9 protein-coding genes and 2 rRNA genes are annotated in these 14,899 nt (G+C 66.6%); 5 read left to right on the top strand and 6 right to left on the bottom strand.

The features are described 5' to 3' along the window. The 5 genes from AC1DZQ_RS05795 to AC1DZQ_RS05775 form a co-directional block, all read left to right on the top strand. Positions 1–122 (top strand): 23S ribosomal RNA (locus tag AC1DZQ_RS05795); the annotation flags it as partial. A gap of 202 nt (positions 123–324) precedes the next feature. After that, positions 325–441: ribosomal RNA gene (gene rrf, locus AC1DZQ_RS05790) — 5S ribosomal RNA — on the top strand. Between the two features lie 251 nt (positions 442–692). Beyond that, the gene (locus AC1DZQ_RS05785) at positions 693–2,195 is read left to right on the top strand and encodes a CBM96 family carbohydrate-binding protein (protein ID WP_476962605.1); all 1,503 of its coding nucleotides are present in this window, start codon (positions 693–695) and stop codon (positions 2,193–2,195) included. Positions 2,196–2,334: 139 nt separating this feature from the next. Continuing rightward, a complete protein-coding gene (locus AC1DZQ_RS05780) occupies positions 2,335–3,195 on the top strand; it encodes an SDR family NAD(P)-dependent oxidoreductase (protein ID WP_476962604.1) in 861 nt (286 codons plus the stop codon). A gap of 94 nt (positions 3,196–3,289) precedes the next feature. Beyond that, positions 3,290–3,592 carry an excalibur calcium-binding domain-containing protein gene (locus tag AC1DZQ_RS05775; RefSeq protein WP_476962603.1) on the top strand — a complete coding sequence of 101 codons (303 nt, stop codon included), beginning with the start codon at positions 3,290–3,292 and terminating at the stop codon, positions 3,590–3,592. Between the two features lie 90 nt (positions 3,593–3,682). Here AC1DZQ_RS05775 and AC1DZQ_RS05770 read toward each other — a convergent pair whose 3' ends face one another. The 6 genes from AC1DZQ_RS05770 to AC1DZQ_RS05745 form a co-directional block, all read right to left on the bottom strand. Continuing rightward, positions 3,683–5,518 carry a putative bifunctional diguanylate cyclase/phosphodiesterase gene (locus AC1DZQ_RS05770; protein WP_476962602.1) on the bottom strand — a complete coding sequence of 612 codons (1,836 nt, stop codon included), beginning with the start codon at positions 5,516–5,518 and terminating at the stop codon, positions 3,683–3,685. Between the two features lie 242 nt (positions 5,519–5,760). Next, on the bottom strand, positions 5,761–8,109 hold the full coding sequence (locus AC1DZQ_RS05765; RefSeq protein ID WP_476962601.1) for a multicopper oxidase domain-containing protein: 2,349 nt from the start codon (positions 8,107–8,109) through the stop codon (positions 5,761–5,763). Further along, positions 8,106–8,819 (bottom strand): hypothetical protein, encoded by a 714-nt coding sequence (locus tag AC1DZQ_RS05760; RefSeq protein WP_476962600.1) that lies wholly within the window; start codon positions 8,817–8,819, stop codon positions 8,106–8,108. Before AC1DZQ_RS05760 ends, AC1DZQ_RS05765 begins: the two co-directional genes overlap by 4 nt. A gap of 100 nt (positions 8,820–8,919) precedes the next feature. Beyond that, a complete protein-coding gene (locus AC1DZQ_RS05755) occupies positions 8,920–11,103 on the bottom strand; it encodes a putative bifunctional diguanylate cyclase/phosphodiesterase (RefSeq protein ID WP_476962599.1) in 2,184 nt (727 codons plus the stop codon). Between the two features lie 57 nt (positions 11,104–11,160). Further along, entirely contained in the window at positions 11,161–13,410 is a 2,250-nt protein-coding gene (locus AC1DZQ_RS05750) for a putative bifunctional diguanylate cyclase/phosphodiesterase (RefSeq protein ID WP_476962598.1), read from the bottom strand. Positions 13,411–13,559: 149 nt separating this feature from the next. Next, entirely contained in the window at positions 13,560–14,732 is a 1,173-nt protein-coding gene (locus AC1DZQ_RS05745) for a glycosyltransferase family 4 protein (protein WP_476962597.1), read from the bottom strand. Positions 14,733–14,899 lie beyond the last annotated feature (167 nt).

Below are 14,899 nucleotides of genomic sequence, written 5' to 3'. Positions count from 1 at the left end.
TCCATACACCTTGTGTGTGAGAGGCCCCCAGCCAGACCACTGGGTTGATAGGCCGGATGTGGAAGCGAGGACTAACGACTCGTGAAGCTGACCGGTACTAATAGGCCGATAACTTACACCACACACCACCCCGCAAACCCATTCAAAAGGGGTTTGCACCCAGGGGTGGTACAAAGAAACAAGACTGCTTGCGTCCACTATGTGGTTCCCAAACAACAAACCCGTTGCTTGAGGAACAAACCACAACCAAATAACAACACCACACATGTTGTAACCACCAGATTTCCCACCCCCGGCMCRGCCGGCAGGGTGCGGACACAGGGTTACGGCGGTCATAGCGTGGGGGAAACGCCCGGTCCCATCCCGAACCCGGAAGCTAAGACCCACAGCGCCGATGGTACTGCACCCGGGAGGGTGTGGGAGAGTAGGTCACCGCCGGAACACCATTCAGGTCGAGGACCCCCAACCACCGTTGGGGGTCCTCCCGCATTTAACCCCCAACAAGCCGTCGGTGAATCAGCCGGGCAGTTCTGGCACGTGCATAGGGCCGACTGGAAACCTTGGGAATACCTTTAGCCGGCCAGCTATTTTTCGCGTGAGCATTGTGAGCCACTATTGCGCAGGTTAGGGTTTGGATTCCTACCAGCCACCGCGGCGCAGGGTGCGTCGACCGGACCTTATAGGAGTCCCAGATGCGCGTCGTTCCTGGCTTCGCCTTGGGCAAAAACGGTACCAAGAGGCATCGTTTTAGCCGTTCCTTCTCGAGGCACCGATGGATTTCCCTGGCGTCAGTCATATTCCTCGTGGCCGCCACAATTTCCCTTGTTGCCGGCCCCGTACAAGCCGCCACACTGACCTTTTCAACTACGGCAGACGCCGTCGTAAAGCGTGACAGTCCCACCATCAACTTCCGCACGGCAACAGGCCTCAAGGCCGATAACTCGCCGGTCGAGATGATCTTCCTCAAATTGACGGTAACCGGCACTGCAGGCAGCACCGTGACCGGCGCCAAGCTCCGGCTATTCGCTACGGATCCATCCAACTCGGGCGGCCAAGTCCGACGGGTCCTGAACAACTCCTGGAGTGAGAACACCATCACCTTCAACAACGCGCCGGTTGCGGAAACGCCGATTGTGGCTTCGCGCGGCGCTGTTGCGGATAACACCTTTGTGGAGTTTGATCTCTTCAGTGCGATCAAGGGTGATGGGACGTATTCGTTCCGCATCAGCACCACATCCTCCGACGGCGTCATTTACAGTTCCAAAGAGACTTCCGTCACGACGCAGAGGCCTCGACTGACTGTCACCACGAACGCCACGCCGCCACCCCCTCCTCCTCCGCCCCCGCCGCCTCCTCCGCCCCCCGGCGCCAACCCGTGCGGTACGGCGACCGTCGCTCCGGCGAAATACGACCACGTCATGTGGGTGCTATTTGAGAACAAGACCTATTCACAGGTCATAGGGAACGCCAACGCGCCGTACATGAGTACGAAAGCGAACCAGTGCGCCTCGGTTTCCACCTGGAGTGACGCCGGCCTGGGTTTGCCCTCGTTGCCGAGCTATCTGGCCATGACATCGGGCAGTACGCAGGGCGTCACTTCCGATTCGAGCCCGAGCGGCCTGCCGCCCATTACTGCCGACAATATCTTCCGGCAGGTGCGTACGTCTGGCCAGTCCTATAAGAGCTATATGGAGGACATGCCTTCGAATTGTCGGCTCAGCGCGTCCGGCCTGTATGCCGAGCGGCACAACCCCGAAATCTACTACCAAGGGCCGGGGGACAGGGAGTCATGCGCGGTCAACAATGTGCCTCTGGGCACCGTGAGCGCCGGGCAGCTGGCAAGCGACCTGGCCAACAACACGCTTCCGAATTTTTCCGTTGTCGTGCCGAATGTCTGCAATGACATGCATGACTGCAGCGTTGCGACGGGCGACACCTGGCTTTCGCAATGGCTGCCGGTCATCCTGAACAGCCAGAGCTACCAGGCGGGACGGACGGCGATATTCGTACTGTTTGACGAAGATACTCCGATCCCCAATTTCGTGGTGGCTCCCTCTGTGGTCCCGGGCACCGTTATCCAGGGCAACTACAGCCACTACTCCCTGCTCCGGTCCACCGAGGAGATGCTGGCCATCGGCCTGAAGTTGCAGAACGCCGGCACCGCCCTGAGTTTCCGCTCGCCGCTGCGCATCTAGCGCTACAGCCGGTGCATTCCCAGCAAGTTCCGGGGAAAGCACCGGCTCCGGCGGAACAAACTCCTGGATAGGCTCGTTAGAATTCGACGGGGCCGGATTCCAAAAGACCAGCCCAACGCTTCGTTCTAAGGACACCTCAATGCCCGAGCGCACAATCGTCATCACCGGAGCCAGCGACGGGATCGGCGCGTCCGCCGCGCGGACGTTCGCCCGGCAGGGGGAGCGCGTGGTCGTCGTCGGGCGTTCCGCGCAGAAGACCGAGGCGATCGCGAAGGAAATCGGCGCTGACTTCTTTGTCTGTGACTTCGCCGATCTTGCCCAGGTGCGCACCCTGGCCGCGCAGTTGAAGGAAAAGTACCCGCGGATCGACGTCCTGGCGAACAACGCCGGCGGCATCATGGGACCCCGCGAACTCACCGTGGACGGCCACGAGACAACCTTCCAGGTCAACCACTTGGCCCCGTTCCTGCTCACCACCGAGCTGATCGACGTACTGATCGCCAGCCAGGCCACCGTCATCAACACYTCGAGCGTCGCGAATTCGCTCTTCGGCAAGCTGGACATCGACGACCTCGACGCGGCCCGCAGCTACTCCACCAACCGCGCCTACGGCAACGCCAAGCTCGCCAACATCCTCTTCACCACCGAACTCCACAACCGCTACAACACCGAGGGAATCTCGACGGCGGCGTTCCACCCGGGCGGTGTGGCCACAAACTTCGCGGCCGACTCCACCAGCCCCATGCGCCTGGCCTACAAGTCCTTCCTCAAGCGCTTCATGCTGACCCCGGACCAGGGCGCGGACACCCTTGTATGGCTCGCCAACGCCACCCCGGGCCACGACTGGATCTCCGGCGCCTACTACGCCAAACGGACGCTCTCCAAGGCCAACAAGCAGGCCTACGACGCGGGCCTGGCCAAGGCGCTGTGGCAGCGCAGCGAGGCGATGGTGGCCCAGGACCTCGACAAGCTGGATCAGGGCTCGGATCACGGCGCCTGAGCCTCACCGGAAACGGCGGATTCGTGGGTTAGCATTTTCCTGCCCCTCGTCGATCCGCGGCCGAGGGCTACGACCTGGGGGAGTGCTCTTAAACGTGCGCCTGAAGAAATTGCTTATCGCGTCCTTGGCGGGCACCGCCGTCGTCCTGAGCGCTACGGCCGTGCCGGCAACCGCCGCGCCCGCGCCGAAGTCGTACAAGAACTGCACGGAGCTCAACAAGGTGTACCCGCACGGCGTCGGCCGCAAGGGTGCGCGGGACAAGACGACCGGAAAGCCGGTCACCACGTTCCGCGTCGACAACACCCTGTACAGCTACAACGACGGCGCCGGACCCCGTCACTGGGGCGAATACGACCTCGACCGTGACAACGACGGCATCGCCTGCGAAAAGCGCTGATATGAATTGTCGGGATCCTCGCCAACGGCGGGGATCCCGACAGGTTTAACCGGCTACCGCGCCCGGCCGGCGCGCGCCCAGCCCGCCCGACTACCGCGCGGCGTCGACCTTGTCCAGGGCGTTCAGGGCGCTTTCCATGGTCCCGGCCAGGTGGCTGGCGGGGGCCGGCTTGGCGAACAGGTAGCCCTGCAGGGAGTCGCAGCCGCGGTCCATCAGGTACTTGGCCTGCGCGGGGGTCTCGATGCCTTCCGCCGTGACCTTCAGACCGAGAGCGTGTGCGGCGTTGATCATGGTGGCGAAGAACGGGAGCTGCTCCTGGCCGGTCTTGATCATGGCCACGAAGGAGCGGTCGACCTTGACGTTGTCCAGGGGCAGTTCCTGGAGCCGGCCGAGCGTGGAATATCCAGTGCCGAAGTCGTCCATGGCAATCCGGACACCGGCCGCGCGCAGCTGCCGCAGCTGGCCCAGCACATCCGAGGAGGCGTCGAAGAACACGCTCTCCGTCAGCTCCAGCGTGAGCTGGCGCGGGTCAACGCCGGTGGATGCGGCAATCGCGAGTACGTCCGTGGCGAATTCCCGGTGCTGGAACTGCAGGCCCGAGACGTTCACGGCGACGCTGTAGGCGGGGTCGCCGGCCAGCCACGGCCGGATCTCGGCGCAGGCGCGGCGCAGGACTTCGTCGCCGATCTCGCGGATCAGGCCGCTCTGCTCCGCTACGGGCAGGAACTGGTTGGGCGGCACCAGCCGGCCGTGCCGTTCCCACCGCGCGAACGCCTCGAACTGCACCACCGAGCCGATGCCCGGCGACACCACGGGCTGGTAGTGCACCGAGATCTGGCCCAGTTCGACGGCGCGCCGGAGCCCGGAATCGCCGTCGGCCTTGTGGGCCGCGGTGCTCAGCATCTCCGGCCGGAACCGCAGCCAGTTGTTCTTCCCGGCAGCCTTCGCCGCGGTCATGGCGGCGTCGGCCTGCCGCAGCAGTTCCGCCCCGTCCACCGTCTGCCCCGACTTCGACGCCAGGCCCATGCTCACGCCGGGCCGGACCATGGAGCCGCCCACACGCAGGGGTTCGTAGAGGGCCCCGGCGATCCGCTTGGCCACCGCGTCCGCGTTGAGGCATTCGGTCAGCAGCACCGCGAATTCGTCGCCGCCGAGCCGGGCCACGGTGTCATGCGGGCGGACGCAGTTGCGCAGCCTGCTCGCCACCTCCACCAGCAGTTCGTCGGCCGCGGAGCGTCCCAGCACGTCATTGAGGTGCCGGAAGTCGTCGAGGTTAAGCAGGAGGATGTCCACCGGATCCGGGCGGCGAAAGGCCGCGGCGAGCCGCTCGTTAAAGAGGGGGCCGTTGGGCAGCGCCGTCAGCGGGTCACGGAGCGAGCCCGCCTTGAGCTCGTCGTCGTGCTCGGCAAACGCCGCCGGAGCGGCAGCACCCTGATGACCTCCAGAAGCAGGGGCTGCCCCCGAAACAGGAGGACGACGGCGGAGAAGGTCGCCGCTGAGCGAGCGCCCGGCGCTGCCGGCACCCGAGTTGCCTCCGGCGCCGCCGCGGACCGAGAGGGCCACGGACGTTCCGGCGTCGGCCGCTCCTGCCGGGGCGGGGACCAGCGAGCACGTGATTTCGACCGGGAGTTCGGTGCCGTCGGCGCGGCGGCCCGAGCCGGCGAACGGGGCGCCAGGGCTCGGGGAGCCGGGGCTCGGGGAGCCGGGGCTTGCGGCCTTGCCCAGCCCGGCCAGGACGGTGTGGAATTCCTCCCGCGAGGCCTCGGCCAGGAGCATGCTGTGGTCCGCGCCCAGGAGCTGCGCGCGGGGGTAGCCGAAGAGCCGTTCCGCGGCCGTATTGAGGAAGGAAATGGCTCCGTCCTGGCCGACCAGCAGCAGTGCGTCCGGGCTGTACTCCAGCAGTTGTTGTGCGAAACCGGCTTCCACGATGTCTAACAGCCCCCCAGGCGATGAATACGGATAGCGGGCACCTTGCGGATAGTAGGGCACACTGCGCTGAGTGAATCATATGCGGTGCGGGCGCCCCGAACGTGATGGGCATCATGCCGCAGCCAAATGTGTCGAACGCCGTGCCCGGGTAGGCCTGCCTGTGCAGCCCTACCCGGCACGCGCCGGCCGTGCCGGCAGCGGCCGGGCCGGTGGCGCGGCCTACGGCTAGCCGGCGACGGCTAGACAACGACGACTGGAACCCTCCGTGTGAAGAGGACCTCCTCAGTTATCCAGTCCAGCAGGTCCACAGTGAGCCAGAACGTGCCGGCTGCCGGCGGGCGCAGAAGCATGTCGTAGCGTTCGGCGGCGCCGAAGTTGATCAGGCTGGACCGCAGGGGGCTTGTGGAAGAAATCGGCACTGCCGGTCCGTTGGGGTTGGACGTGTCCCGGAACGGCCGTCCGTCGTGCGAGATGAGTTCCGCCATGGCCACCGGCTTGCCCGCGGAATCGGTGAAGCGCACGTTGACCGGGAAGTAGTTGGCGTTGAGCAGCCGCAGCAGGGTGGGCTTGACAGCTCCTCCTGCCCTCTTGGCCCGGATGCGGCTAAGCCGGGTTGGGCCTTCAATCTTCGGGGCACGGGCTAATTCCCCGCCCAGCAGGTAGAAGTGCTTGGGAACGAACTTGTCCAGTCCAACGTCCTCGCCCGAGAGCCCGGCGGCGTGGTTGAGCAGGTGCCAGCGGGGGTCCACGGAGAAGGGGACAAGGATAGTCTCGGTGTCGATGTCGTATTCCGGCCCGTCCACGAAGGCCCGCCTGGCGCCCTTGGTCACCGGAAAGGCCGGGTGCACCGGGGGGTCGATGATCAGCGGGCCGAACATGCCCATTTGTACGTGCAGGGTGGTGTTGACGTGGCAGTGATAGAAATATGTTCCGGACGCACCCACGTTCGGGTTGCCGGGCTGCCCGCGTTCCGGTCGCCACTGATAGGTGTAGCTTCCCGAGACCTCAAAGGACGTGTGGCCGACGCCGTCGTTGCGTGGATCCGGCTCGATGCCGTGCCAGTGGATGGTGTGGACTTTCTTGCTCGGGAGCACCGTGCCGTGGAACAGCTGCCCTTCGGTGAGCCGGATCAGCGGTGCTGGGAAGATCTGTCCGGAGTTCTCGGTCTCGAAGGTCCAGATCTCGAATTTGCCGCCGTCGTCGAACAACATTTCGCGGTTGAAGAACTTGAACTCGTGTTCCACGTCCGGGGTCTGGCGGAACTCGGTTTCGGGGCTTCCCTCATGCATCTGGTGGGAGCTGAAATCGACCTGGGTGCGGAACAGCTCGTGCGTGGCCTCGCCGGCGCTTCCAGGCGCGGGCGCCGCCACGGTCCAGTGGCCAACCAGGCCGCCGGGATACATGCCGCCCCTCGCCACCTGGGAGGGCTCGGCATGGCAGTGCATCGGGTAGTCATAGTCCACTTTCCGGGCGTTCCACACCTCATCGATGATCTCCGGCGGACGCCGCAACGGGAGCATGGAGTCCTTGCGGTCCAGCGGGTGCATTTCGATGACGTCCTCCCACTGCTGCAGCACCACGTGACCGTCAGCGTCAATCCTGCCGCCGGTACGCGGAAACACGCTCCCGTTGCGGCTGACGGTCCAGAGATGGTTTCCGTGGAAGTGGAGCTGGTGGTGGACGACGCCGGCGTTAAGGAAGCGCATCAGCTGGCCGGTCCTCACAGTTCCTGCCGCGGCGCTCAGGCTGAAATTGCGGACGTCGACCTGCCGGGCCGAGCCTGACATCAGGGAGTCCTCTTCCCGCACGCGGTTCAGCGCCAGGTCAGTGGACGCGGCCAGCGATTGGAAGCCGCTGCGGCCGTTGAGCGTGAAATACCGCGGATACACCGGTGTCTTGTCGGGATCCACCGTTCCGTTGCGCGACGCGATGCCGGCCCAGACCGGGTCAACGTTGTGGAGCATCCACAACCATTGGCGTTCGAATTCCGGCCCGTTGGGCATGGGCAGCCACGGCGAGGCCGGATCGGTGACCAGCAAGGCACCAAAAAGGCCCAGGACGCGCTGGACCGGGTCGGCGGTCGGATCGGCCGGATCGGCGCCGGGATCGCAGTACAGGTAGGTGCCTGCTTTGGGGGCCGTGAATTCCAGGGTTTTGGTTTGGCCGGGCCTGATCACCCCTGTGCCGACGTGGCTGTTCCCCGTCCCCGCGTTGAGGAACTGCAGCGCGTGCGCCTGGGCCAGGTGGTTGGTGACGCGGATGCTGATGGTGCTGCCGGTCTCGGCGATCAGCGTCCGGTCCGGGAAGAAGCTGGCCCAGAATGCGCGGCGGACCAGGAATTCACCGGGGTTGGCAGGGTCCTTGGCGGCAGGTGCCGGGCGTCCGAGCGGGGGAGTGGTGGCCTTCAGGGGGTAGGTGCGGCTCGCCACGATCGAACCGTCGCGCAGGAACACCCTCGGGCTGATCGTCAGGCTGGGTTTCGCGTCGTTCACCAGCGTCCGCCGGTCACCGAACCCCCGGTGGTAGACGCGGGATCCGTCCACCATGGGCAGGAATCCGTCGTTGATGTGGATCTCGAGCGGGCTCATGACTTCACCTGGCTGACTGTCAGAGACGGAAGGGAGAGGATGGCCGTGCCGTCGTGTTCCGGTTCCGAATACTCCAGTTCCATCGCCAGGGCGTCATGGGGGGCCAGGTAGCTGATCCAGAGATGCTCCGCGGCCCCTGGTTCCACCGAGCCCAGGCCGCGGTCGAAGTCCTGGGGAGTGACTGTGGTTCCGGACGGGAGCAGCCTGAGACGCAGTTGGCCGGGGCTGAAGAGCACGGGTTCCTGGCTGGAGTTGTGGAGTTCAACCTCAAGGAGGACGACGTCGCCCCAGGTCAGGTTGACCGGCTGGGGCCAGTTGGGATCCTCCGGCGGTGCGCCGTCGTGGCCGTGATCATGGTCGTGGGACGTTGCGGGGAGGTTCGTCGAGTTCGCGGCCCGACGGAAACTACCGGTGACGGCCGTGCTTGCGCCGGCCGCCAAGGCTCCGGGATCATCGAGCAGGGCGGCTGCGCTTTCGATCGACGGATAAGCCTGTTGGCCCTGGGCGTTCAGCCGGGCCAGGCGTCCGGCCCGGGTTACCGACAGGGTGCCAAAGGCCGTATCCAGTTGCGTTGCAGACTGTGGACCGCTTCGGGAGACGGCGCCGTAGGTGCCGCCTGCCACCAGCAGGAAGGCGCCGCCCCCGACGATCAGTCCGAACTGGCGGCGGCTCAGGACTGGGCCGGAAATCAGGGGAAAGCGTGCATCCATGGCGGTGCCTCCACACGTTGGGTTCGCGATAAAGCCCCATGGTGCTCAGAGGGCCCTATAGAAAACTTGGGGAGAGACCGGACGCGAGTTTCCGCGGGGCTTACCCGGGCAGCGGGACGCCCTCGAGATCGGCGATGGCCGCCGCGGAGTTCCGGACGGCACGCTGCCTGGCCGCCCCGGGTTCCGGGCGGGAGAAGAGGAAGCCCTGCAGGGCATCGCAGCCGTGGTCCATGAGGTAGCGTGCCTGGGCGGGTGTCTCGATGCCCTCGGCCGTGACCTTCAGCCCCAGGCTTCGGGCCATGTGGATCATGGAGGTGAGGATGGGCAGCTTTTCGACGCCGGTCTGGAGCATGGACACGAAGGACTTGTCGATCTTCACCACATCCACCGGCAGGTCCTGCAGCCGGCCCAGCGAGGAATAGCCGGTCCCGAAGTCGTCCAGGGCCACCCGGATGCCGGCCTCGCGCAGGGTCTCGAGCTGGCCGATGACGTGGGAGTGGGCGTCGAAGAACACGCTCTCGGTCACTTCCAGGACAAGTTGGCGGGGGTCCACGCCGCTCCACGCCGCAATGTCCAGGACGCGCTCGGCGAAGTCCCGGTGCTGCAGCTGCACGCCGGAGACGTTGACGGCCAGGCTGCGGAACGGGTCCTCCGCGAGCCACGGGGCGAGCTCGGTGCAGCTGCGCCTGAGCACCTCGGCCCCGATTTCCCGGATCAGGCCGCTGCGTTCCGCGGTCTCGATGAATTCGTCCGGCGGGATCAGTTCGCCGTCCCATTCCCAGCGGGCCAGGGCCTCGAACTGCACAACCTCGAGCCGGTCGCTGGAGATGACGGGCTGGTAGTGGACCGTGATCTGCCCCAGCTCCACCGCCCGCCGCAGCCCGGCCGTGAGCTGGGTGCGCTCCAGCAGCGCGGCCAGCATCTCGGGCCGGAAGTGCACGTAGCAGTTCTTCCCGGCCTCCTTGGCCGCGTACATGGCCAGGTCCGCCTGCCGCAGCAGCTCCGACGACGTCTCCGTCCCGGCGTCGCGCGATGCCACGCCCAGGCTCAGGCCGGGCCGCATGAGCGTTCCCTCGATGGAGACGGGGGCGTTCAGGGTGCTGACCACGCGCTGGGCCACGGTGTCGGCGTCCCGGCAGCCGACCAGCAAGACCACGAACTCGTCCCCGCCCAGCCGGGCGACGGTGCCGTGCGGACCCACGCAGTTCTGGAGCCGGCGGGAAATCTCGACCAGCATCTCGTCGCCGGCATGGTGGCCCAGGACGTCGTTGACTTCCTTGAAGTCGTCCAGATCCAGCAGCAGCACGTGCACCGGCTCCGGGGTGAGCAGTGCCGCGGCGGCCCGTTCATTGAAGAGCATCCGGTTGGCCAGCCCGGTGAGTGGGTCCTGAAACGCCAGTTCCTTGAGCTTGCCCGCCTGCTCGGCCAGTTCGTCCATGGCGCGGCGGGCCTGGTCCTGGGCGCGTCGGCGTGAGGTGATGTCCCGGAAGTTCCAGATCCGTCCCACGATCGCGTCAGCCACCTTCTGCGGGCGCGAGTACAGCTCCACGGTGCGGCCGTCGGCGAACTCCAGGACGTCGTGGCTCTGCATCAGGCTGTCCGCGTAGAGCGCTGCAACCTTTTGCAGGAAGTAGTCGGGATCCACCAGCTGGTCCGCGATGAACCGCACCAGCGCATTGGGGTCCTCGGCCGCGATCAGCTCCGGCGGCATGCCCCAAAGCAACAGGAACTGGTCGTTGATTCCGGTGATTTGGCCTTCGTTGGAGACCACGACGATGCCGTCCGACGTCGATTCCAGCGTGGCGTCCAGGAGGGAGACGGCCAGCCGCCGGCCGGAATCGGAGTCGTTGCGGTGCTCGGCGTCGCGGACAGCTACCGCCATGGCCGTGCCGCCGTCGACACTGACCAGCGAGCACGTGATCTCCAGGGCGAGGTCCGAACCGTCCCGGCGCAGTCCGGCGGCGGCGAACGGCCGGCTTCCGGCCGGGCTCTTGCGGCCCAGCCGGCCAAAGACCCGCAGGAAGCCGCCGCGGGCTTCCTCCGAGAGCAGGATGGTGTGCTGAACGCCGAGGAGTTCCGCGCGGGGGTAACCGAACAGCCGTTCAGCGGCCGAATTCACGAAGGCGATGGTCCCGTCGGCGGTCAGCAGCAGAAACGCATCAGGACCCTGCTCCAGCAGGTCTTCACCAAATCCAGTTCCCACGACGATACCGGCCCCCAAGCGACGGAAGTTCACTTCAGCGATGATGTTCCCGGCCGAGGTGCCCGGAGCAATGCGTTTCACTGAATCATAGGGTCCTTCGGCCCGGTGTCCAGCACATTGGGCACGGAACTTTGCGGGTCACCGGTTGCCGGGCACCCGATCGCCCCGCAGCGCGGCGATGGCCCGGGCCGCCCGGTCCAGCGCAGGCTGGAGGGCGGCCTCCGGCTGGGGGCCGGAAAACAGGAATCCCTGCAGGGAATCGCAGTCCAGATTCATCAGGTAGCTGGCCTGGGCGGCCGTTTCCACGCCCTCTGCCGTGACGGTCAGCCCCAGTCCGTGGGCCATCCCGATCATGGCGTTCAGGATGGGCAACTGTTCGGTGCCGGTGTTGATCATGGCCACAAATGACTGATCGATCTTCAGCGTGTCCACGGGCAGGCCCTGCAGGCGTCCCAGGGAGGAGAAGCCGGTGCCAAAGTCGTCCAGCGCCACGCGGACGCCGGCCGTGCGCAGGCTCATAAGCTGCTGGATCACGTGGCAGTCGTCCTCGAAAAAGACGCTCTCCGTGACCTCCAGGACCAGCTGGCGCGGGTCGACGCCGCAGGATTCCGTCACGGCCAGGACCAGCTCGGCGAAGTCCCCGTGCTGCAGCTGGACACCGGAGACGTTCACGGCCAGGGACCGGGAGGAGTCCTCTTCCAGCCAGGGCTTGAGCTCGGTGCAGCCGCGCAGCAGCACTTCGGTGCCGATCTCGACAATGAGGCCGCTGCGTTCCGCCGCCGGAATGAAATGGTTCGGCGGAACGAGCGCGCCGTCGCGTACCCAGCGGGCCAGGGCTTCGACCCTGGTCACTGTCCCGTTGCCGGTGGAGACGATCGGCTGGTAGTGGACGGCGATCTGTCCGCTGTCCACGGCGCGCCGCAGGCCGGCCTCGAGGTCATTGCGGTCCACGAGGGCCTTCATCATCTCCGGCTTGAAGCGCATGTACCGGTTCTTCCCGGCGGTCTTCGCGGCATACATCGCGACGTCGGCACGGCGCAGGAGCTCGGAGGCGTCCACGGCGGCCTCCCCGATCGAGGCGAGCCCCAGGCTGAGGCTGGGCCGCAACATGGTGCCGTCGATCCACACCGGGACGCGCAGCGAGTCGACGATCCGGGCAGCGACCGCCTCGGGCTCCAGCGAGCCGATCAGGAGCACCACGAACTCGTCGCCGCCCAGCCGGGCCACGATGTCGCTCGGGCGCACGCACGCCCGGAGGCGCCGGCCGACCTCAATGAGCATCTGGTCTCCGGCGTGGTGGCCCAGGATGTCGTTGACTTCCTTGAAGTCGTCCAGGTCCAGGAGCAGGACGTCCACGGCGGCGCCGTGCCGGTCCGTGAGGGCGCTGGCGAGGCGGTCGTTGAACAGCTGGCGGTTGGACAGCCCGGTCAATCCATCCCGGAACGCCAGCGCCTTGAGCTGGGCGGACTGTGCGGCGAGGTCGGCCATGGCCCGGGTGATCCGGTCCTGGGCAACCTTGGCCGCGGTCACGTCGCGGAAGCTCCACACCCGTCCGACCACCTCGTCCGCGACTTTCTGCGGGCGGGAATAGCGTTCAAAAGTCCGGCCGTCGCGGAATTCCAGGATGTCGTGGCTTTCCGCCGCGGGATCGGCGTAGAGGGCCTCGACCTTCTCGAGGAACCGGGCCGGATCCCGCAACTGGTCCAGGACGAAGGCCATGACCGCCTCGTCGTCCCCGGTGGCCAGCATCTCCCGCGGGATGCCCCACATGGTGAGGAACTGATTGTTGACGCCGGCGATCTCGCCCTCGCTGCTGACCACCAGGATGCCATCGGCGGTGGATTCGAGCGTCGCGCTCAGTAGCGACATGGCCTCGCGGAGGCTGTCATCGTTCTCCGGCCGGTGCGAGGTGTCCCGGACCGCGGCGATCATGCTCGCGGTTCCTTCGCCGGTGACGAAGATGGACCCGGCCACTTCGGCCTGGAACTCCGTACCGTCCCGCCGCACCCCGTAGGCCTCCACGGGAGCGGTGTCAGTGTCAGTTTCGGCGGCAGCGGCGCCGCCGTCGGTGTGGGCTCCGCGGCGGAGGCTGAAGAACAGCCGCTCGAGTCCGTTCCGGAACCCCTCGGCCAGGAGCATGCGATGGTCCGAGCCCACGAGCTCCGCGCGGACGTAGCCGAACATGCGCTCCGCTGCGGTGTTGACCATCCTGATAGTCCCGTCCTCGGCCACCACCAGCAGGGCGTCGGGGCTGGATTCCACCAAATCCCCATAGCCCGGGACCGCGGCGGAAACTTCCTTAGGGACTTCCTTGGGGACTGTGCCGGGGGCGTCCTCCGGGTACGACGACGCCGTCACCCGGCTACCGCCGTGCGAACCTGAGACCACCAACGAGACATTTAGAACCCTCCCACCGGGAAATCATAGGCGCACAGAGCCTCCCTTTGTGTGTCAAGAGGGTGTCAACACGTGGGCGGGGCCGGGTCCAGACCTGCGGGGAAGGCTCAAACCCCTCGTTGCGCTATCACCTAGGGTGCTTAAAACCCGGGTTCAGCCGCCCTAGGTGATAGGGCAACGAGGGGGGAGCGGCCGATCGCTGTCTCCCGGATCACGGCCTTGTAATGGCCAACGAGTTCGGCCCCGAGGACGGACCACGTCCGGCCCTGGACCGAGGCGTGCGCCGCCGCGGCGAACGCGCGGCGCTTGGCATCGTCGCCCATCAGGTCCATCACCCGGGCACGAAACCCTTCGAGGTCGCCGGGCTCGTACAGCCAGCCGGTCCGTGAATTCTCCACGAGATCCAGCGGGCCGCCGCGGCCTGTGGCCACCACCGGCACCCCCGACGCCATGGCCTCCTGGATGGTCTGGCAAAAGGTCTCGAACTCGCCGGGATGGACGAAGAGGTCGAAGGACGCCACCGCCCGGGCGAGGTCGTCGCCGCCGAGGAAGCCGGTGAAGACCGCCTGCGGCAGGGCAGCTTCCAGGGCGGCCCGCTGGGGCCCGTCGCCGACGATCACCAGCCGGGTCCCGGGAACATCCGCCAGCACCGCCAGATCCTCCACCTGCTTTTCGGCCGCCAGCCGGCCCACGTAGCCGATCAGGCGCTCGCCGCCGGGCGCCACGGAAGCCCGCCAGCCGGCGTCGCGCTTCGCGGGGTTGAACCGCTGGGTGTCCACGCCGCGCCGCCACATGTCCACGCGCGGAATGCCGCGGCCGAGGAGCTGGTTTAGCGCGAAGGTGGAGGGGACCAGGGTGCGCGAGGCCAACAGGTGGATCTGGTCCACCCGGTTCCAGGCCCAATTCTCCAGGAAGGGGACGCCGTAGCGCCCCGCATAGCCGGGCACCTCGGTCTGGTAGATGGCGACCGTGGGGATTCCGAGCTGGTGGGCGGCCTGCGCTGCCCGCCAGCCGAGCACGAATGGGGACGCGAGGTGCACGACGTCGGGCGCGTAGTCGGCAAGGATTCGCTTGACCCGATACACACCGCCCAGCGCCACCCGCAGATTCGTATAGCCGGCCAGCGGGACCGACGGGAGTCGGTGGACGTGGGCGCCATAGACCTCATCCGGGACGTCCGTGTCCTGTGTGGACGGCGCGATCACCAGCACCTCGTCCCCGCGCTCTTGCAGATGCTCCAGCACGCGCAGGATGGAGTGGGTGACCCCGTTCATGAGCGGCAGGAATGATTCGGCGACGATTGCGATCCTCACCCCTCCACGGTGCGGGCGGCGGCTTGCGGCGGGGGGGAGCAGGCGTGGCCGGGAGGGGAAGAGTGGGTTAACAGGTGGGCGAAATGCCGGAAACCGCCAAGAGGGCGTAAAGGACTACGGCCATGAGTTCGGCGCACGCCCACTTAACGGCGGTGCCGAGCGGCATG

The sequence above is a fragment of the Arthrobacter sp. P1_C12_2 genome (assembly GCF_056406415.1).
This window is presented reverse-complemented; position numbering and strand designations above follow the sequence as displayed.